The 19,602-nt window shown below is 50.7% G+C and carries 16 protein-coding genes, 1 tRNA gene and 1 other RNA gene; 15 read left to right on the forward strand and 3 right to left on the reverse strand.

Annotation, left to right across the window (positions count from 1 at the left end; all coding sequences use genetic code 11):
* Window positions 1-55: 55 nt before the first annotated feature.
* A protein-coding gene (locus NYE24_RS21000; protein ID WP_342476556.1) for an IS3 family transposase occupies window positions 56-1,197 on the reverse strand; the annotation gives its coding sequence in 2 pieces (ribosomal slippage) (window positions 56-924 and window positions 924-1,197; 1,143 coding nt in all).
* A gap of 156 nt (window positions 1,198-1,353) precedes the next feature.
* On the opposite strand from NYE24_RS21000, the gene NYE24_RS21005 reads away from it, so the two are divergent.
* From NYE24_RS21005 to NYE24_RS21020, 4 genes are all read left to right on the forward strand, one after another.
* Complete coding sequence (locus NYE24_RS21005; protein WP_342476557.1) at window positions 1,354-1,896, forward strand: GNAT family N-acetyltransferase; 543 nt, start codon at window positions 1,354-1,356, stop codon at window positions 1,894-1,896.
* Between the two features lie 91 nt (window positions 1,897-1,987).
* On the forward strand, window positions 1,988-2,737 hold the full coding sequence (locus tag NYE24_RS21010) for an SIMPL domain-containing protein (protein ID WP_036690079.1): 750 nt from the start codon (window positions 1,988-1,990) through the stop codon (window positions 2,735-2,737).
* Between the two features lie 273 nt (window positions 2,738-3,010).
* Window positions 3,011-4,114, forward strand: a complete 1,104-nt coding sequence (locus tag NYE24_RS21015) for a DUF4163 domain-containing protein (protein WP_342476558.1) — start codon at window positions 3,011-3,013, stop codon at window positions 4,112-4,114.
* A 153-nt stretch (window positions 4,115-4,267) separates the two neighbouring features.
* Window positions 4,268-4,906: a GDSL-type esterase/lipase family protein gene (locus NYE24_RS21020; RefSeq protein WP_342476559.1), complete on the forward strand. Its 639-nt coding sequence runs from the start codon at window positions 4,268-4,270 to the stop codon at window positions 4,904-4,906.
* Window positions 4,907-4,981: 75 nt separating this feature from the next.
* On the opposite strand, the gene clpP is transcribed toward NYE24_RS21020, so the two are convergent.
* Together clpP and NYE24_RS21030 are read right to left on the reverse strand one after the other, a co-directional pair.
* The gene (gene clpP, locus NYE24_RS21025) at window positions 4,982-5,578 is read right to left on the reverse strand and encodes an ATP-dependent Clp endopeptidase proteolytic subunit ClpP (RefSeq protein WP_036690083.1); all 597 of its coding nucleotides are present in this window, start codon (window positions 5,576-5,578) and stop codon (window positions 4,982-4,984) included.
* A 193-nt stretch (window positions 5,579-5,771) separates the two neighbouring features.
* A tRNA-Arg gene (locus NYE24_RS21030) sits at window positions 5,772-5,846 on the reverse strand.
* A gap of 292 nt (window positions 5,847-6,138) precedes the next feature.
* On the opposite strand from NYE24_RS21030, the gene NYE24_RS21035 reads away from it, so the two are divergent.
* From NYE24_RS21035 to NYE24_RS21085, 11 genes are all read left to right on the forward strand, one after another.
* Window positions 6,139-7,191, forward strand: coding sequence for a sugar-binding domain-containing protein (locus tag NYE24_RS21035; protein ID WP_076155970.1), 1,053 nt, complete (start codon window positions 6,139-6,141; stop codon window positions 7,189-7,191).
* 116 nt (window positions 7,192-7,307) lie between these two features.
* Window positions 7,308-8,318, forward strand: a complete 1,011-nt coding sequence (gene gap / locus NYE24_RS21040) for a type I glyceraldehyde-3-phosphate dehydrogenase (RefSeq protein WP_036690087.1) — start codon at window positions 7,308-7,310, stop codon at window positions 8,316-8,318.
* 231 nt (window positions 8,319-8,549) lie between these two features.
* Window positions 8,550-9,731: a phosphoglycerate kinase gene (locus NYE24_RS21045; protein ID WP_036690089.1), complete on the forward strand. Its 1,182-nt coding sequence runs from the start codon at window positions 8,550-8,552 to the stop codon at window positions 9,729-9,731.
* 27 nt (window positions 9,732-9,758) lie between these two features.
* A complete protein-coding gene (gene tpiA, locus NYE24_RS21050) occupies window positions 9,759-10,514 on the forward strand; it encodes a triose-phosphate isomerase (RefSeq protein ID WP_036690091.1) in 756 nt (251 codons plus the stop codon).
* A gap of 2 nt (window positions 10,515-10,516) precedes the next feature.
* Entirely contained in the window at window positions 10,517-12,061 is a 1,545-nt protein-coding gene (gene gpmI, locus NYE24_RS21055; RefSeq protein ID WP_076155966.1) for a 2,3-bisphosphoglycerate-independent phosphoglycerate mutase, read from the forward strand.
* 57 nt (window positions 12,062-12,118) lie between these two features.
* On the forward strand, window positions 12,119-13,405 hold the full coding sequence (gene eno / locus NYE24_RS21060; protein WP_036690094.1) for a phosphopyruvate hydratase: 1,287 nt from the start codon (window positions 12,119-12,121) through the stop codon (window positions 13,403-13,405).
* 222 nt (window positions 13,406-13,627) lie between these two features.
* Complete coding sequence (gene secG / locus NYE24_RS21065) at window positions 13,628-13,861, forward strand: preprotein translocase subunit SecG (RefSeq protein ID WP_036690096.1); 234 nt, start codon at window positions 13,628-13,630, stop codon at window positions 13,859-13,861.
* Between the two features lie 230 nt (window positions 13,862-14,091).
* Complete coding sequence (rnr, locus tag NYE24_RS21070; protein ID WP_342479274.1) at window positions 14,092-17,019, forward strand: ribonuclease R; 2,928 nt, start codon at window positions 14,092-14,094, stop codon at window positions 17,017-17,019.
* Window positions 17,020-17,196: 177 nt separating this feature from the next.
* On the forward strand, window positions 17,197-17,676 hold the full coding sequence (smpB, locus tag NYE24_RS21075; RefSeq protein WP_036690100.1) for an SsrA-binding protein SmpB: 480 nt from the start codon (window positions 17,197-17,199) through the stop codon (window positions 17,674-17,676).
* A gap of 202 nt (window positions 17,677-17,878) precedes the next feature.
* Window positions 17,879-18,243, forward strand: a transfer-messenger RNA (tmRNA) gene (gene ssrA, locus NYE24_RS21080).
* A 208-nt stretch (window positions 18,244-18,451) separates the two neighbouring features.
* Complete coding sequence (locus NYE24_RS21085; RefSeq protein WP_342476560.1) at window positions 18,452-19,576, forward strand: site-specific integrase; 1,125 nt, start codon at window positions 18,452-18,454, stop codon at window positions 19,574-19,576.
* Window positions 19,577-19,602 lie beyond the last annotated feature (26 nt).

Below are 19,602 nucleotides of genomic sequence, written 5' to 3' on the forward strand. Positions count from 1 at the left end.
TTACCAAAGGGACTGCACCCTGTTTGTGAGACAGGGGTCAAAACACCTTGCAAGTTTAAGCAGCCAGTCGCCGAAAATCCACCGGCGACTGGTTATTTAGTTTCGCCTGAATCCGAATTGAGTTATAGTAGGTGATGTAGTCTCGAACGGTCCGTTCAACGATTGCTGTCGTTGTACACATGAGATCTTCGAGGTAGAACGTTTCAGACTTTAGGGTGGAATGAAACGATTCGATGGGGGCATTATCCGCGGGCGTTCCTTTACGGGACATGCTCATGGTAATGCCTTTTTCTTTGACTGCCGCCTGGTACGCCTGAGACGTATACACACTGCCCTGATCGCTGTGGAGCAGCATGTTGGCCCGCTCTGGAAGTTGGCCCAGCGTATCCAATACAAAGGACGTGTCCTGCTTGTCCGCTATACTGTAAGCGACAATTTCTCCGTTGTACAGATCCAAAATACTTGAAAGGTACAACATCTTGCCGCCAAACGGCAAATACGTAATATCTGTGACCAGTTTTTGCAAGGGAGCTGCTGCATGAAATTGCCGCTTTAACAGATGTTCTGCAGGTTGTGCCGGTTGCCCCGTAGTCTTTCGTTTCTTCATCCTCACACGGCACTGTAATCCCTCACGCTGCATGATACGCTGGACCCGTTTATGGTTTATAGGCTCTTCTGCCCGAAGGAGTGCCGTGATTTTACGGTAACCGTACCGGAATTTGTGCAGAGTGCAAAGCTGCCTTATCTTTTCCACCATCCGATCTGTACGTTGAGTCCTGGCAGCCTTCCAGCGGTAGTAGGTAGCTCTCGCGACCCCAAGCCACGCACAAGCCTCCGACACCTTCACTTCTGCCCGAATGGATTCGATCCAGGCAACGACAACTTCTGGTTCCACCCCCTTTCCAGTTCCTTGTACTTTTTTAGCAGGTCCAATTGTTGCTTCAGGAATCGATTCTCTGCCTTTAGTCTCTCCAGCTCCGTAGTGGCTTCCGGACCTTTTCCAAGGCTGTATTGCTTACCTACAGGTTGCTCCATGCGATGAATTTCGCCTTCGCGATACCATTTCATCCAGACTTTTAGTTGTGTCCTATTTCGTATGCCCAACTGTCTCATAACATCGCTCACGGGTACTCCTGCCAATCTCATTTCTATAGCTTTCATCTTTATTTCTACGGGGTAACTCACTCTGGTTGCCAACGCAAAAAACACCTCCAAGGATATCTCCCTATCTTACGACAGAGTTTCATTCTCTTGAAGGTGTTTTGATTTGTCTCACATTAGGGGGTCAGTCCCCAAAAGCCCCTTAGGGGCTTTTTTTCATATCAGCTATACTGGATAAGGCGGGGGATAGGAATGCAGATTCAAGGCAATGAAGTATCATTAGTGGAACCTGCTGAGACGTTCAGAGAGCCGTATTTAGCCTTTTATGAGGAGTGGAAGGCCAGCGGTGAGCCATTTGTCCCCTGGGTAACAGAGATGGACCCGGCTGACTTTGGCGGTATGATTCAGGCTCTTCGCGGGTATGCCCATGGTGCAGAAATCCCGGACGGGTGGGTGAGAAGTTCAACCTTCTGGCTGGTGACTACGGACAAGCGGGTAGTGGGAGCTGTGAACATCAGGCATCGGCTGACGGAGAGGCTGCTCCATTCTGGCGGGCATATCGGTTATGGCATCGTCCCCTCTGCACGCAGACAGGGCTATGCAAGTGAGCTTCTGAAACAGGCTCTCCTGAAGGCCGGTGAACTGGGTATTGAGCAGGCACTCGTGGTCTGTGACGCCGTCAACACCGCATCGGAACGGACAATCCGCAGGAATGGCGGTATCGGGGATAGCGAATATATAGAGGAGGACGGAAATGTCATCCGCCGCTTCTGGATCGGGACGGGGAGCAAATAAAAAAATATCGTACATTGCTCATGCAACTTTTACCATGCTGTCCCGTCTAGAGGGTACTAACACTTAAACGAATCGAAAGGGGATGGCAAGCATGAGAAAATGGGGTAAATCGATTGGAGCAGTATTGCTGGCAGGGAGCTTGATGATTGGAGGAATGGGGTTGAGCGGAGTGCTAAAGGGTCCTGAAAAGGCTTACGCTGATGAGGTGCAGAAGAATATTGTGAACGTGGTGGGCAAAGGCGAGCTGTCGATCAAACCGGATATCGCGTATCTCTCCATCGGGGTAACGACAACTGCCGAAACCGCGCAGGAAGCACAGAAGGGCACAGCCGCGAAGGTCTCCAAGCTGACCGCCTTGTTCAAGACCACTTGGGGCATTGCGGACAAGGACATTCAGAGCACCCAGTTCTACGTACAGCCTAACTACACTTACAGCGAGAAAGACGGCCAGAAGGTAAAAGGCTATAACGCCCAGCATACCCTGGAGGTCGCTTACCGGGATCTGACAAAGGTTGGACAATTGCTGGACGCTGCCTCGGCGGCTGGAGCGAACAACATCGGCAATGTGCGGTTTGCCATTGAAGATCCATCGGCTTTTGAAGCACAGGTAATCGAGAAGGCTATGCAGAATGCAGATGTCAAAGCAGCGGCTATTGCCAAAGCAGCCAAACGCGGACTGGGCCAGGTAGTCACAGTCGTTCAGAGTGATGACGGGAATAACCCGGTGGTCTACGCTGAAGCAGCGCAAAAGATGGCAATGGATTCTGCTGCCGGAAGTTCCGTTGAACCCGGGCAGGTCAAGGTCACTACCCAATTGAATGTAACCTATGAACTGAAATAAACGTTTCGCAAGAGGCGCTTGCTCTGCTGTTATAGCGGGGCAGGCGCTTTTATATAATTATATGAATGTATATATATGCACATATGCGCTATCGAAAGCTCTCAATTTGTTTAAATTGAGGTAACAGGATCTTTAGATAATCATGGCAAACCTTAAGAAACTGTAAAGCGGATTGTAACAATCCCCGCGCTTTCTTTTACTATAATAGGAACAGTGATACTGAGGAACACACATCATGACTAATCATACCACCAGGTGGAAGGGGAAATAACAATGAATACGAACTCTAAAAAATACATCCGCAGATGGGGTGCGGGAATGCTCGCAGCAGGAATTCTGCTGGGCGGAACAGGAATCCTCAATGCAGATATTACGGAGGCCGCTCCGGCAACCGTTCAGGCCAAATCCAAATCCTCCTCTGTAGTGCTCAAGGTAAACGGTAAAAGCACAGCCCTAACGGGCCTACTCCAGGAAGGAAAGGTATGGGTGCCGGTAACCTTCCTGCGCGATGCGCTGGGGATGCCACTCTCTTATGATAAAGCAGGGAAGACCTACACGATCGGTACCGGTGCTGCGCAAACGAAGCTGGTACTTTCAGAGTATGGAATCGCTATTAAGGTGAACAATTATTACATCAATGAATATGACGTCAAACAACAGAACAACCGGCTGTACGTCCCGTCTCAGCTCATTAACGATTACCTGGGCTATAAGGTGGACTGGAACGCGGCAGCAGGACAGCTGAATCTGACGAAAAGAACGCAGAATGCGATAACTATCAAGACTGTGAGCTATGTGAAGGATCATAAGGATGCGCCTGTCCGGCTGGATTATCCGCAGGTCAGCGGTCTGGCAAGTGCAGAGGCTGAGAAGGCAATCAATGATACGATTAAGCAGACCGTTCTGAAATTCGCAGCCGAATCTGAGGATGTAATTTCCAAGCGCCAGAAGGATGAACAGCCGTATGAATTTGAAGGCGGCTATGTAGTCACCTACAATCAGGATGGCGTACTTAGTCTGGTGACTAATCAGTACGAATATACCGGCGGTGCTCACGGGATGACGTACCGCAATGCCTTCACCTTCTCGCTCAAAGACGGCAAACGCCTGCTGCTGGGCGACCTGTTCGGGGCCAACCCCAATTACAAGAAGCAGCTTAACAGCAAGTTGACTACTGAGCTCAAGGCTCATGGAGGCTATCTGGGCGGGTTCACCGGCCTGAATACCGAGAAGTATTTCTATTTAAAAGATGGAAAAGCGGTGCTCTTCTTCCAGTTGTATGAATATACCGTCTATGCTGCAGGCTTCCCGGAATTCGACTTCAGCTTCAAGGAACTTCTGCCTGACGGTAGCAGTCCGTTCACAGCGCTGAAATAATAGATCTTCATAAGAATGCTCTTGTGTTTCCTCCGGGAGACGCAGGGGCATTCTCCATGTGCAGTGCCTAATCAGCCTGCCCTGCCGTTACCACTTTACCCGGATAGTCATAAGCTATAGAAGGCAAGCAGCTTATAACGGGGAGGTAAGGTTATGGTCTATGCGTATACGGCTATCGGAGATTCACTCACAACCGGCTTCGGGGCGCTGCCCGGGAACGGGTTTGTCCCCATCTATCGTCGGATGGCAGAAGGGAGGCTGGGCATGCCAGTGGCGCCGGCGAATCTTGGCGTCAACGGTCTGACCACCGGGGGGCTGAAGCAACGGCTGAGGACCTCTAATGTCTACCGGGCAGCAGTGAAGGATGCGCAGATCATTACGATGTCCATTGGCGGCAATGACTTGATTAAGGCAGCCCGGGCAGCGGGGCCCAGGCCCGGTGAATTCCAGGGCTTGCTTCAGCAGGCGCTCCGGGATTGCAAGCACAATTACAGCGACATCATGGGCACCCTTACACAGCTCAAGGCTGGTACGCGTAGCCCCTATATCATCCGATTGGTAGGCCTCTATAACCCATATCCCCAGGTGGATGAAGCAACAGAGTGGGTGCGGGAGTTCAACCGCTATGCCGCAGGCTATAGCAGTAATAATGTAGGTTTTGCTTCGATATATCATGAATTTGCCGGTAATGAGCGGGGGCTGCTGTTCCTGGACCATATCCACCCGAACGGCAGAGGCTACCGCGTAATCGCAGGCAAGCTGGATGCCCTGGGGTACGGGGGCTTAAGGTAGGCATGAAGAAAGAGGCTGTAACATGACCGGACCGGTCTGTTACAGCCTCTTGGTGTATTCATTGGGATAGATTACTTATACGCCTGTCGGCAAAGTCTTCTCAATTACCTTGTCCACGATACCATATTCGGCAGCGTCTGCAGCACTCATGAAGTAATCGCGGTCGGTATCCTTCTCGATCTTCTCCAGCGGCTGGCCTGTACGCTCGGACAGGATGCGGTTCAGCTTCTCACGCAGCTTGATGATGCGGCGGGCGCGGATCTCGATATCCGAAGCCTGGCCCTGGGCACCGCCTAGCGGCTGGTGAATCATGATCTCGCTGTTCGGCAGGGCGAAACGCTTGCCCTTGGCACCGGCGTTCAGCAGGAATGCTCCCATAGAAGCGGCCATACCTACACAGATGGTAGATACATCCGGCTTAATGTATTGCATTGTATCAAAGATTGCCATACCCGCTGTGATGGAACCGCCTGGGCTGTTCACATACAGGTGAATATCCTTATCCGGGTCCTCGGCAGCCAGGAAGAGCATTTGTGCGATGATGGAATTGGCTACCACGTCATTAACCTCCGTTCCAAGGAAAATGATGCGGTCCTTCAGCAGGCGGGAATAGATGTCATAAGCGCGCTCACCGCGGTTGCTCTGTTCTACTACCATAGGAATATAACTCACGTGGAAAACCTCCTTGAAATTGGTGCTTCGAATGTGTTCATTGTTTACTGTTACCGTAATAACCACATGATAAACAAATTCAAACAAAAAGTCAAAGAAAGTCAAACTTACTTTCAAAAAAAAGAGCCCTCAAGCGGCTCATTGGTTAAATATAATATATCCGGCACTAAATTATGTACAAGCTTGAAAATAATGGCGCGCCCGCCAAGAATCGAACTTGGATCTCAGGCTTCGGAGGCCTACGTCATATCCATTGGACCACGGGCGCAACAGAAATTATTATAATACACATCTCGGATAAAAGCAATGTGTATTAAGCATGCTGCTTAAAAATAGTTTTGTCCGTTTTCATTAAGAAAGCCGGAGATACGCCTCCTGCCTGCTGTGCGCCGGACAAGCCCATGTATAAGATGAAAGCGGGCTGAGAATTATAGTCTCGGAACACTTGCACTCGGCGTCAGTTTTGGGTAGAATATGGGTGGGACTTAAAAAGTTAACCCGGGACATTTTGAGACCACGAACAAGGGATAAGAGAAAGACGAAGTTGCAGGAGTGAAAGCATGCGTAATTTATTGGAAATCCAAAAGCAGCTTCTGCCTGATCTCATGGAAACCCTTAAGAGACGGTATACGATTCTACATCAGATCATGCTGTCAGATATTATTGGGCGCAGGACGTTAGCCGCATCGCTTGATATGACTGAGCGGGTGCTGCGCGCCGAGACGGATCTTCTGAAATCGCAGGGGCTCATTGAGATCGAGAGCGTCGGTATGCGCATTAGCGATGCCGGTCGCGGACTGCTTGACCTGCTGGAGCCGGTCGCCAAGAGCCTATTCGGCCTGGATGATCTGGAAGAGAAAATTCGTACTACGTACGGTCTCACCAAAGTAATTGTGGTACCTGGTGATTGTGAGACATCGCCGTTCACTAAGCGTGAACTGGGGCGCGCAGGCTCCAAGGCACTGCTCAGCGTACTGCGCAGTGACGACACGATTGCCGTCACAGGCGGATCAACCCTGGCCGAGATGGCCGATCAGCTGACCCCGCCGCTATCCCTTTCCTATAAGAACGCCTGGGTTGTTCCGGCGCGCGGAGGACTGGGAGAGAGCATGGAGATACAGGCCAACACCATTGCTTCAACCATGGCCAAACGGATTGGTGCCAATTACCGACTGTTGCATGTGCCCGATCTGCTTAGCGGAGACGCTTATCAGTCACTTGCGCAGGACTCCAATATTGGAGAGATTGTACAAATTATCCGCAGATCGCGTATTATTGTACATGGAATAGGTGATGCCATTGAAATGACTCACCGCCGCAAGCTGGACTCCGGGACAATCTCAGAGATTCAGGGCGAGGGTGCTGTAGCCGAGTCCTTCGGATACTATTTCAATGAGGACGGCGAAGTGGTTCACACTATGCTGACCATGGGGCTGCGCCTGGAAGACATAATCCGAACAGAAGTCGTTATCGGCATTGCCGGAGGCAAACGCAAGGCGAAGGCTATTCATGCGATGCTGCGGTTCGGGCAAGAGGATATTCTCGTCATCGACGAGGCGGCGGCTGTCGAAATTGGCAAGGAAATCGACACACAGCTACAAAAGGTCCTATAGATTCCATTAAATGGGGCGCGCGCAAAGGGTTTATGCATTATACTTAACATTGTTGTCTTGACGAGCCTCACGGCCTGTCTTGAATAAATAAAACGAACTCTAGGAGGAACTATTCAATGAGTGTAAAAGTTGGTATTAACGGTTTTGGACGTATTGGACGCCTTGCATTCCGCCGTATTCAAAATGTAGAAGGTATCGAAGTGGTAGCAATCAATGACTTGACTGACGCTAAGATGCTTGCTCATTTGCTTAAATATGATACAACTCAAGGTAAATTCCAAGGCGATGTTGAAGTGCATGACGGCTTCTTCAAAGTTAACGGTAAAGATGTTAAGGTTCTGGCGAACCGCAACCCTGAAGAACTTCCTTGGGGAGAGCTTGGCGTTGATATCGTTCTGGAATGTACTGGTTTCTTCACAACTAAAGAAGCCGCTGAGAAGCACCTGAAAGGCGGAGCTAAGAAAGTAGTTATTTCCGCTCCTGCTACAGGCGACATGAAAACTGTTGTGTACAACGTTAACGATGACATCCTTGACGGTTCCGAAACAGTAATCTCCGGTGCATCTTGCACAACGAACTGCCTGGCTCCTATGGCCAAAGTCCTGAACGACAAGTTCGGTATCATCGAAGGTCTGATGACTACTATCCACGCTTACACAGGTGACCAGAATACTCTTGATGCTCCACACGCAAAAGGCGACTTCAGACGCGCCCGCGCTGCTGCTGAGAACATCATCCCTAACACTACCGGTGCTGCTAAAGCCATCGGCCTGGTTATTCCAGAACTGAAGGGCAAACTTGACGGTGCAGCACAACGTGTGCCTGTAGCTACAGGTTCCCTGACTGAGCTGGTTACTGTTCTGGACAAGAGCGTAACCGTTGAAGAAATCAATGCAGCCATGAAAGAAGCTTCTGACCCAGAAACTTATGGCTACACTGAAGATGAAATCGTATCTTCCGACATCAAGGGTATGACTTTCGGTTCCCTGTTCGATGCAACTCAGACTAAAGTACTGACTGTTGGCGACAAACAGCTGGTTAAAACTGTTGCTTGGTATGACAATGAAATGTCCTATACTGCACAGCTGGTTCGTACTTTGGAGAAATTCGCTAAGCTTGCTAAATAAGACCGATTTCATATAAGCAGTACAATAGAGCGGAAACAAGGAAAGTCTGTTTCCGCTCTTTCTAAAAATATAAGACTTTATAGGCTGGTCGCTATAAAGTATCCTTCTATTTCTCGCTGAAACGGTACCGTCCTAAAGAGGACGGTAAAGGTCGTTTCAACTTGATGAACTGGATTCGTGTGAAATGGCTTTGTGAAGGAACCAATTTTGGGTGTGGAGGAAATGTTAATCATGAACAAAAAAAGTGTCCGTGATGTAGAAGTAAAAGGCAAACGCGTATTCGTGCGTGTAGATTTCAATGTGCCAGTGGAAGACGGCAAGATCACTGATGATACCCGTATCCGCGAAACCCTTCCAACAATTAAATACCTGATTGAGAACGGTGCAAAGGTCATTCTGGCCAGCCATATGGGCCGTCCTAAAGGCGAATTCGTCGATTCCATGCGGTTGACTTCCGCTGCAGTCCGTTTGTCTGAATTGCTCGGCAAACCGGTAGCCAAGGCTGATGAGGCCATCGGCGAAGCGGTAAAAGCGAAAATTGCTGAGCTGAACGATGGCGATGTGCTTGTGCTTGAGAATGTCCGTTTCTACAAAGGCGAAGAGAAGAATGATCCTGAACTGGCTAAGCAGTTCGCTGAACTGGCTGACCTGTTCGTCAATGACGCATTCGGCGCAGCTCACCGTGCCCATGCTTCGACAGAAGGAATCGCTCACTTCCTGCCTGCAGTATCCGGTCTTCTGATGGAGAAGGAATTGTCCGTCCTCGGCAAGGCTCTTTCTAACCCGGAACGTCCTTTCACTGCCATCATCGGCGGTTCCAAGGTTAAAGACAAGATTGACGTTATCGACAACCTGCTGAATCTGGCTGACAATGTACTGATTGGCGGCGGCCTCTCTTACACGTTCACCAAGGCTCAAGGTTTCGAAATCGGTAAATCCCTGGTAGACAACGACAAGATTGATGCAGCACTTGGATTCATTGAGAAGGCCAAGAAGCTGGGCAAGAACTTCGTGCTTCCGGTTGACGTTGTAGTCGCTGACAAGTTCGGTGCAGATGCCAACACCAAGATTGTAGATGTAACCGAGATTCCTGCAGACTGGGAAGGTCTGGACATCGGTCCTAAGACTCGTGAAATCTATGCCGATATTATCAAAAACTCCAAGCTGGTTGTATGGAATGGACCTATGGGCGTATTTGAAATCGATAAATTTGCTGAAGGTACTATTGCCGTAGCTCAGGCTTGTGCAACTACTGAAGGCTACACAGTTATCGGCGGCGGAGATTCCGCAGCAGCTGCTGAGAAATTCCACCTCGCAGACCAGATGGATCACATCTCCACTGGCGGCGGCGCATCGCTCGAGTTCATGGAAGGCAAGGCTCTTCCAGGTGTAGAAGCACTGAACGACAAGTAATACCGAAGAGGGAGGCAATACATCACTATGAGTAGAACACCTATTATTGCAGGCAACTGGAAAATGTTCAAAACCGTTCCGGAAGCTGAAGGCTTCATCGCTGAAATTAAAGGCCAGGCAGAAGTGGCAGGTGTAGAGACTGTTATCTGCGCGCCATTCACTAACCTGCCAGCACTGGTTGCAGCGGTACAAGGCACCACCATCAAGATTGGTGCACAGAACCTGCACTTTGAAGACAACGGCGCTTATACAGGTGAGATCAGCGGCGTAATGCTGAAGGATCTTGGTGTAGAGTATGTTATTATCGGTCACTCCGAACGCCGTGCTTATTTCGGTGAGACGGACGAAATCGTCAACAAAAAAATGCATGCGGCATTCCGTCACGGCATTACTCCAATTGTCTGCGTAGGCGAAAAGCTTGAAGAGCGTGAAGCTGATCAGACTAAGGACGTATGTAAGGTTCAGACTGAAGCGGCATTTGCCGGTCTTAGCGCAGAGCAGGCAGCAAGCGTAGTTATCGCTTACGAGCCAATCTGGGCGATTGGTACAGGTAAATCCTCCACTTCCCAGGACGCCAATGAAGTTATTGCTTATATCCGTACCCTTGTTAAAGGTCTGTACGATGAAGCAACAGCTGAAGCAGTACGTATCCAATACGGCGGCAGCGTGAAGCCTGAGAATGTAACGGAGTACATGAGTCAAAGCGACATCGACGGCGCTCTTGTCGGCGGTGCCAGCCTGCAGCCTGCTTCCTTCGTTTCACTCGTTGAGGGGGCGAAGTAAGAATGTCAGCTCCAAGACCTGTAGCACTGATTATCATGGACGGCTTCGGACTGCGGAACACGGATGAAGGCAACGCTGTTGCCCAAGCCAACAAGCCGAACTACGACCGTTACCTGAAGCAATATCCGAATACTACGCTTACCGCTTGCGGCGAAGCTGTAGGTCTGCCGGAAGGCCAAATGGGTAACTCTGAAGTAGGACACCTTAACATTGGTGCCGGCCGGATTGTATACCAGGACCTGACCCGTATCGACAAGTCGATACGCGACGGAGAATTCTTTGAGAACGAAACGCTGGTGGCTGCTGTAAGAAGCGCTAAATCAACCGGCAAAAAGCTTCACCTCTATGCCCTGGTATCCGATGGCGGCGTACACAGCCACATCAATCACCTGTTCGCCATGCTCGATCTGGCCAAAAAAGAAGATCTGCATGAAGTCTATATTCATGCCTTCATGGATGGCCGTGACGTACCTCCCGACAGTGGACAGAAGTTCATTCAGGATCTGGTCGCCAAGATTGAAGAGGTTGGCGTAGGAACGATTGCTACGGTATCCGGACGCTATTTCGCGATGGACCGTGACAAACGCTGGGACCGTGTAGAGAAGGCTTACCGTGCAATGGTATATGGCGAAGGCCCTAAATATACCGATGCCCTTCAGGCCATCACTGCATCCTACCAGAATTCTGTGTTCGATGAATTCGTGGAGCCAAGTGTAATTGTGGACAGCCAGAACAACCCGGTAGCGACAGTGGAGAGCGGCGATTCTGTCATTTTCCTTAACTTCCGTCCTGACCGTGCGATCCAGCTGTCACAAGTGTTCACAAACTCGGATTTCCGCGGCTTCGACCGTGGTCCTAAGTTCCCGCAAGGCCTGCACTTCGTATGCCTGACTACCTTCAGTGAGACCGTTCAAGGCTTCGTGGCGTACTCCCCGAAGAACCTGGACAACACGCTCGGTGAAGTGCTGGTTCAGCAGAACAAGAAGCAGCTGCGTATTGCGGAGACAGAGAAGTATCCGCATGTGACCTTCTTCTTCAGCGGCGGACGCGACGAGGAGCTTCCTGGTGAGACCCGCATCCTGATCAACTCGCCCAAAGTGGCAACCTATGATCTGCAGCCTGAGATGAGCGCATACGAAGTGGCGGCGGCCTGCGTAGCGGAGATCGAAGCGGATAGACAAGATGCCATTATCCTGAACTTTGCTAACCCTGATATGGTAGGACACTCCGGCATGCTGGAGCCTACGATTAAGGCAGTTGAAGTTACGGACGAGTGCGTAGGCAAAGTTGTGGATGCTGTGGTTGCCAAGGGCGGCGTTGCTATTATCATTGCCGACCACGGGAATGCGGATATGGTATTCGATGAGAACGGACGTCCGTTCACAGCCCATACCACCAACCCGGTTCCATTCATCGTTACCACTGAAGATGTAGTTCTGCGTGAAGCTGGTATTCTCGCAGATGTGGCACCGACGATCCTGGATCTGATGGGACTTCCGCAGCCTGCGGAAATGACCGGACAATCCATGATTGCCAGCCGCAAATAAGCAAGACATCTGTTTTTGTAAACCCAAAACCATTGTATAAAAGGAGATTAAACTTACATGACTATTATTTCTGATGTGTATGCACGCGAAGTCCTTGACTCCCGTGGTAACCCTACTGTAGAGGTTGACGTATATCTGGAGTCCGGCGCAAAAGGCCGCGCTATCGTTCCTTCCGGCGCTTCCACTGGCGCTCATGAAGCTGTAGAGCTTCGTGACGGCGACAAATCCCGTTACATGGGTAAAGGCGTTCTGAAAGCTGTTGAGAACGTAAACGAAATTATCGCTCCAGAAGTAATCGGGATGGACGCTCTTGACCAAGTGGGCATCGACAAGCTGATGATCACTTTGGACGGAACTCACAACAAAGGTAAGCTGGGCGCTAACGCAATCCTGGCTGTATCCATGGCCGTAGCACGCGCTGCTGCAACTGCTCTGGACATTCCTTTGTATGTATACCTGGGCGGATTCAACGCCAAGACTCTTCCAGTACCAATGATGAACATCATCAACGGTGGTGAGCATGCCGATAACAACATCGACGTTCAAGAGTTCATGGTTCTTCCAGTAGGGGCTTCAAGCTTCAAGGAAGCTCTGCGTACAGGTGCGGAAATCTTCCACAACCTGAAATCCGTACTGCAATCCAAAGGCCTGAACACAGCTGTTGGCGACGAAGGCGGTTTCGCACCGAACCTGGGTTCCAATGAAGAAGCGATCACTACAATCATCGAAGCTATCGAAAAAGCCGGTTACAAGCCAGGCGTTGACGTATTCCTCGGTATGGACGTAGCTTCCACTGAGTTCTACAAAGATGGTAAATACACACTTGCAGGCGAAGGTAAATCTTACACTTCCGCTGAGTATGTTGACCTGCTTGCTTCATGGGTTGAGAAGTACCCAATCATCACAATCGAAGACGGTATGTCCGAAGATGACTGGGATGGCTGGAAATTGCTTACTGAAAAATTGGGCGATAAAGTCCAGCTGGTTGGTGACGACCTGTTCGTTACGAACACTGAGCGTCTGGCAACAGGTATCGAAAAAGGTATCGGTAACTCCATCCTGGTTAAGGTTAACCAGATTGGTACACTGACTGAAACCTTCGATGCGATTGAAATGGCGAAACGTGCCGGTTACACAGCTGTAATCTCCCACCGTTCCGGTGAGTCCGAAGACAGCACTATCGCTGACATCGCTGTAGCAACCAACGCTGGCCAGATCAAGACTGGTGCTCCTTCCCGTACAGACCGTGTGGCTAAATACAACCAACTGCTTCGCATCGAAGACGAGCTGGGTGAATTGGCTCAATACAATGGCCTGAAATCCTTCTACAACCTCAAAAGATAATTTCTTTTGAATCAATGAGCCTGCCGGTTTCCGGCAGGCTTTTTTGTTGCTTCTACCTGCGATAGATGGCAATAATGAGATTTTCATAGTGAGATAGGGCGTGAATGCCGTCTGGAAGGTTGTATTCATTCTGTGGCTATGATAAAATAAAAATGCTGTTTATGAAACGGAAATTCTAATTTAGCATAGATAGTGATGCTTGGACGTAGGAGGTGGAAGTGAATGGATATCTTTTTGAAAGTGGTGCTTCTGATTTTTGCCGTAGGTCTGATTGCGGTCGTTCTTCTGCAAAAAGGGAAAAGTGCAGGTCTTTCCGGTGCCATCTCCGGCGGTGCCGAGCATCTCTTCGGTAAAACAAAGGCACGCGGTATGGAGCTTGTGCTGCAGCGTGTAACAGTTGGTCTGGCAGCTGGATTCTTCATCATGTCAATTGTTGTTGCCATTGTTGTTGAATAACGGGTCTATAGTAAGCCTTCGCTCTGTTCTTAATGGAATAGACGGGGGCTTTTTTGTATGGAGATATAAAATTGTGAACATCATAACAGGGATGCCCGGGATTGATTTCGTGTATACTAGGGTATGAAGTATATAAAGGTAAATTTTACTTGAAATGATTACTGTGCAATAGGACAAGGCATACAGTATGCCGATGCATAGGAATGCAGCAGGAGGCTGAGGTGACGAACATGATAACACAGGAAATCTTACTTGATTTCATGCGGGAGACCGCTTATAAACCACTAACTTATGAAGAACTGGTGAGCCATTTCGCCGTGGAGGATAGTGCCGATTTCAAAGCCTTTGAGGCTCTATTAATTGACCTGGAAAAGGACGGCCGGATCATTTTGACCCGGAGCAGCCGCTATGGTGTGCCTGAGCGGATGGATTTGCTGCGCGGACGGCTGCAGGTACATGCGAAGGGCTTTGCTTTTTTGATTCCCGATAACCGGGAGCACCCGGATGTGTATATCCACGCGAACGATCTGAAGGGTGCAATGAACGGCGATATCGTCTTGATCCGTATTACCTCGAAGAGCCCGTCCGGCGGGCGCATGGAAGGCGAAGTGGAACGGATTCTGATCAGAGGCGTGTCGCAGACGGTGGGTGTCTTCCAGAGCCTGGAGACCTATGGCTTCGTGCTGCCTGACGATAAGCGGATTAACCGGGATATTTTCATCCCCAGGGAGTCTTTCAAGGGTGCGGTTGACGGGGAAAAGGTGGTTGTCCGCATTGTGAACTATCCGGAGGGCCGTGCTGCGGCTGAGGGCGAGATCATTGAGATCCTTGGCCATAAGGATGATCCGGGCGTGGATATTCTGTCGGTGATCCGTAAGCATCAGCTTCCGGAGGCTTTTCCGGCTGAGGTGATGACGGAAGCAGAGCAGGCGCCGGATTCGATCACAGATGAAGAGATTATCGAGCAGGGGCGGCGTGATCTGCGCGGGCTCAATATCGTAACGATTGACGGCGCGGATGCCAAGGATCTGGATGATGCGGTCAACGTAGAGCGTCTGGAGAATGGTCATTATAAGCTGGGCGTTCATATTGCTGACGTAGGCTATTATGTGCGTGAAGGCTCTGAGCTAGACAAGGAAGCCTATGACCGTGGTTGTAGTGTGTACCTGGTGGACCGTGTCATTCCGATGCTTCCGCACCGGCTGTCGAACGGTATCTGCAGCTTGAATCCGCAGGTTGACCGTCTGACGATGTCCTGTGAAATGGAATTTGACGAGCAGATGAAGGTCGTGAAGCACGATGTCTTCACCAGTGTCATCCGCACGAAGGAGAGAATGACCTACTCTGACGTACGGAAGATTGTCGAGGATGAAGATCCTGAGCTGCTGGAGCGTTATGCTCCGCTAATCGGGGATTTCCGGCTGATGAAGGTGCTGGCGATGAAGCTGCGCGATGCCCGGATGCGGCGCGGGGCGGTGGATTTCGATTTTGAAGAGAGCAAAATTATTGTAGATGAGGCCGGTAAGGCTATCGATATTGTAAAACGTGAACGCTCTGTGGCAGAGCAGATTATTGAAGAGTTCATGCTGGTCGCTAATGAGACGGTGGCAGAAAATTTCCACTGGCTGAAGGTTCCGTTCCTGTACCGGATTCATGAAGACCCGGACCCGGAGAAGCTGCAGAACTTCATGGCTTTTGCGGCTAACTTCGGTTACCACGTGAAGGGCCGTGGGAATTCGGTTCACCCGCGTGCGCTCCAGGATCTGCTGGAGCAGATTCAGGGAACGAAGGAGCAGACGGTGATCAGCACGATGATGCTGCGCTCCATGAAGCAGGCGAAGTATGATGCCGAGAGTACCGGGCACTTCGGGCTGGCAGCGGAGTTCTATTCCCACTTCACCTCACCGATCCGCCGTTATCCCGATCTGGTCATTCACCGCGTTATGCGTGAGGTCCTTGAGAATGGAGGAGCGCTGAGCGAGAAGCGCCACGAATACCTGGCCTCCCGGATGCCGGATATTGCCCAGCAGTCCTCGGAGCGTGAGCGTGTAGCTGTTGAAGCCGAGCGAGATACCGAGCAGCTGAAGAAAGCGGAGTTCATGCAGGACAAGGTCGGCGAGGAATTCGAAGCCATGATCAGCAGCGTGACCAGCTTCGGGATGTTCATTGAGCTGGATAATACGGTCGAAGGTCTCATTCGCCTCAGTGCGCTGACGGATGATTACTACCACTTCGATGAAGCTCATATGGCGCTGATCGGCGAGCGTACCTCCAAGGTCTTCCGCATCGGCGATGAAGTGAAGATCCGCGTGGCCAAGGTCAATATGGATGACCACACCATTGACTTCGAGCTGGTTGATATGAAGCCGCGCGCGGCGGGAGATCACCGGACCTACGGTGGACGGGGCGACAAAGGCGGCCGTCCGGGCGCTGGAGGCATCAGCAAGCCGTTCGCCGGTAAGGCTGGAGGCGGCAAGGGGCGTGGCGGTAAAGGCAAGCCCGGCAGTGCTGCTGCCGGAGGCAAGAACGGCGCCGGCAAGAAGAAGGGCGGCGCGGGTTCAGGGGGCAGCTTCGGCGCTGCCGGTAAGGGCAAGGGCGGTGCGGCCGATGGCTTCGGCGGCGCTGTAGCCGAGCCACGCCCGGATGGAGCGGCGGCGTGGGACATCGCCGGCGCAGCAGGCAGCGGCCGCAAGCGTGGCCGCGGGCCGGAAGCGGCAGCACGGCGCGGTCTTGCCGCCGCAGGTGCAGCAGGCGGGGCGAAGGCGGACCGCCGGGGCGAAGCCGGCGGGTCTGGCGCTCCGCGCGAGGGCGGTAGAGGCCGCGGCGCGGAGGCCGGTGGCGGTGCCGGGGGACGCGGCATCGCGTTCGGCTTTGGCTCGGGCAAGGGCGGCTACGGCGCGCCGAGCGGTGGCGGGTCTGAGCAGGCGGGCGGTGAGCTGCGCGGCGTAGACGCGGGCACACGGTTCCGCAGCCGCGAGGACCTCGGGGCCGAAGGGCGCGGTGCAGCGCCGGAGGGCAAGGGCCGCCGCAAGAAGAAAGGCGGCGTGTTCATTAGCCCCTCCGTGACGCCAGGCAACGGGGAGTCCGCAGGCCAGGCAGGTGCTGACACTGGCGAGAAGAGCGGGCGCCGTAAGCGTAAGAAGAAACCTAAGGCGTAGGCTGAACGATATGAGGCACTGTTCCTTTAGGGGAACAGTGCTTTTTAATAAGAATTTGGCTTCATACAACCGCAGCATAGAGCGATCCTTCCTTGCGCTGGCAGCTCCGCTTTTGATACAATATAGACCTGGTGTCCGTGAAGGATTGCCGGGAATTCGATTCAAGGAGTGACGCTCATGGGTAAAAAAGCAGACGGGAAAGTGCTCGCCCAGAACAAAAAAGCTTCCCATGACTATTTTATTGAGGACACCTACGAAGCTGGTTTGGTTCTTACAGGAACAGAGATCAAATCGCTGCGTAATGGCCGCGCCAACATAGGGGATGCGTTCGCTACGATCCGCAATGGCGAGATTCATATCCACAACATGCATATCAGTCCTTTTGAACAGGGCAACCGCGCCAATCCTACCGACCCTACGCGTACACGTAAGCTGCTTATGCATAAGGAGCAGATACACAAGCTGCTGGGCTCGTCCAAACGGGATGGCTTCACCATTGTGCCGCTTAAGATATATGTGCGTAATGGCTATGCCAAGCTGCTGATTGGTCTGGGTAAAGGTAAGAAAGAATACGACAAACGGGATTCCGCCGCGAAGCGTGACGCACAGCGTGATATCCAGCGCGTGCTGCGCGACAAACAGAAGGTAGCCAGATAGACGGACTGCTGCACCTGCGCGAAGTGGTTCCAGATTCAACCTTCAATTCCTTTAACCCGCGTGTTAAAGTGTTGATAAATGTGCTATACTAGGTAAGTAGATTTTTTGCTTCTGAACAGCCATCTTAAGTCAGATCGCTGTGTACCGGATCAGCATTTGTGCTTGTGATTGATCCGTTAATCCGAAGCGCCCTTTCTAATGAGGGGCCGTTCTTGGATTCGACGGGGATAGTTCGAGCATGAGTAGCGAGTAGTGGGGACGCGTCCGCTTCATCAACGCTAAAGCCTATTAAACGGCAAACAACAAAACAACTACGCTTTCGCAGCCTAAGAAACTGTGTGCGTGCTTCTACTCTGCATCGTCCATGTGACAGGGCTAGGGGCTAACAAATAGTGGAATACGCTGTCTCATCTCCGCCTGGGGTGAGCTGAAGAAGATAATCAGGCTGACCCGAAGGGGACCCGGTTACGGGGGGCTTCTAGGGTGACATCAAAACTGTAACTACACTCGTAGAAGCTTATGTGCCGTTATCTTCGGACAGGGGTTCGACTCCCCTCGGCTCCATCCTAAAACCCGCTCCCAGAGCGGGTTTTTTACTTATACAGGTCTGGATTGTAGCCAAATTGTAGCCAACACTCGTTTAACTGCATGATTCTTGAGGGAGCTGTAGTCCATTTGGCTACAGTTCTATCTATTAACTAAATATCTTACAGCATGCTATCCTAACCTTAGGTAGAGGAATCCCCTACGGCAAATATAATTAGGAGATGATAGCATGGCAGGGAGCATCACCAAGGTTGGAACCAAATTTCGGGTTACTTTTGATTTCGGTACAGATAGTAAAGGCAAACGAATCAGGAAATATACGTCCGCTTCCTCTGAGGCCGAAGCTAAAAAGTTATTGAATGAATTTGAATATAATCAGCAACGTAATTTATTGGTCCAGACGACAAAAATGACCTTCTCCGAATTTCTTGAGCATTGGATAGAGAACTACGTAAAGTATAACTGCGAAGAGACAACCATTTATGGTTACAGAAATATTATCTTTAAGCATATTATTCCTTTCTTGGGTAACTTCGAGTTACAAAAGCTGCAACCTGGACACATTCAACAGTATTATAAATATCTAATGGATGACAAGCAGCGTTCTCCAAATACTGTACATAAACATCATGCCTGTATTCGGAAAGCGTTGGATTACGGCCTGAAGCAGCAATTTGTGCATCGTAACGTATCAGACGCTGTAACTCTTCCTAAGAAGGAACGGTTCGTAGGCCAGTCTTATACACGGGATCAATTAAATATTCTGTTAGACAGAGTAGAAAACACCAAGCTTGAATTACCCGTATATCTGGCCGGTTATTTGGGACTTAGACGTGAAGAGATTGTAGGTCTTCAATGGAAGTATATTAACTTCAAGGATAGGAGCATCCAGATAGCAGAGGTTCGTACTAGCGCAGGCAGTAAAGAGATTATAAAAGCCCCCAAGACGGAACAGAGCAAGCGTGTGCTTTATACGACGGATGAACTGTTTGAGGTCCTTACCAGGGCCAGAGAGCGTCAAGAAGAGTACAAATGGATGTTGGGTGATGAGTACATAGATAGTGGCTATGTTTATATCCAGGACAATGGAAGGCCGTATCGTGTGAATACGCTGACCGAGCAATTTGGCTTATTCTTAGAGCGTAATGCATTGCCTAAAATCAGACTTCATGATTTGCGTCATACTTTTGCAAGTATTCTCTATGAAGCGGGTGTTGACTTAAAGGCAATCTCGGAAGCGTTAGGGCATTCTGATTTGGCTACAACAAACAAGATCTATACTCACCGGTTTGATAAAACGCATAAGAAAACAATCAATGCGATGAGTACAGCTCTTGGGAGAGATAAGGATTAACTCTGGGATTAGTTTTATAGATCGAG

The organism is Paenibacillus sp. FSL H7-0350 (assembly GCF_038593195.1).
GTDB lineage: Bacteria > Bacillota > Bacilli > Paenibacillales > Paenibacillaceae > Paenibacillus_AQ.

Excerpts from the sequence above, each read along its gene's own strand:
- NYE24_RS21005 (WP_342476557.1), top strand. The coding sequence starts at position 1,354 with ATGCAGATTCAAGGCAATGAAGTATCATTAGTGGAACCTGCTGAGACG.
- NYE24_RS21010 (WP_036690079.1), top strand. The coding sequence starts at position 1,988 with ATGAGAAAATGGGGTAAATCGATTGGAGCAGTATTGCTGGCAGGGAGC.
- NYE24_RS21015 (WP_342476558.1), top strand. The coding sequence starts at position 3,011 with ATGAATACGAACTCTAAAAAATACATCCGCAGATGGGGTGCGGGAATG.
- NYE24_RS21020 (WP_342476559.1), top strand. The coding sequence starts at position 4,268 with ATGGTCTATGCGTATACGGCTATCGGAGATTCACTCACAACCGGCTTC.
- NYE24_RS21035 (WP_076155970.1), top strand. The coding sequence starts at position 6,139 with ATGCGTAATTTATTGGAAATCCAAAAGCAGCTTCTGCCTGATCTCATG.
- gap (WP_036690087.1), top strand. The coding sequence starts at position 7,308 with ATGAGTGTAAAAGTTGGTATTAACGGTTTTGGACGTATTGGACGCCTT.
- NYE24_RS21045 (WP_036690089.1), top strand. The coding sequence starts at position 8,550 with ATGAACAAAAAAAGTGTCCGTGATGTAGAAGTAAAAGGCAAACGCGTA.
- tpiA (WP_036690091.1), top strand. The coding sequence starts at position 9,759 with ATGAGTAGAACACCTATTATTGCAGGCAACTGGAAAATGTTCAAAACC.
- gpmI (WP_076155966.1), top strand. The coding sequence starts at position 10,517 with ATGTCAGCTCCAAGACCTGTAGCACTGATTATCATGGACGGCTTCGGA.
- eno (WP_036690094.1), top strand. The coding sequence starts at position 12,119 with ATGACTATTATTTCTGATGTGTATGCACGCGAAGTCCTTGACTCCCGT.
- secG (WP_036690096.1), top strand. The coding sequence starts at position 13,628 with ATGGATATCTTTTTGAAAGTGGTGCTTCTGATTTTTGCCGTAGGTCTG.
- rnr (WP_342479274.1), top strand. The coding sequence starts at position 14,092 with ATGATAACACAGGAAATCTTACTTGATTTCATGCGGGAGACCGCTTAT.
- smpB (WP_036690100.1), top strand. The coding sequence starts at position 17,197 with ATGGGTAAAAAAGCAGACGGGAAAGTGCTCGCCCAGAACAAAAAAGCT.
- NYE24_RS21085 (WP_342476560.1), top strand. The coding sequence starts at position 18,452 with ATGGCAGGGAGCATCACCAAGGTTGGAACCAAATTTCGGGTTACTTTT.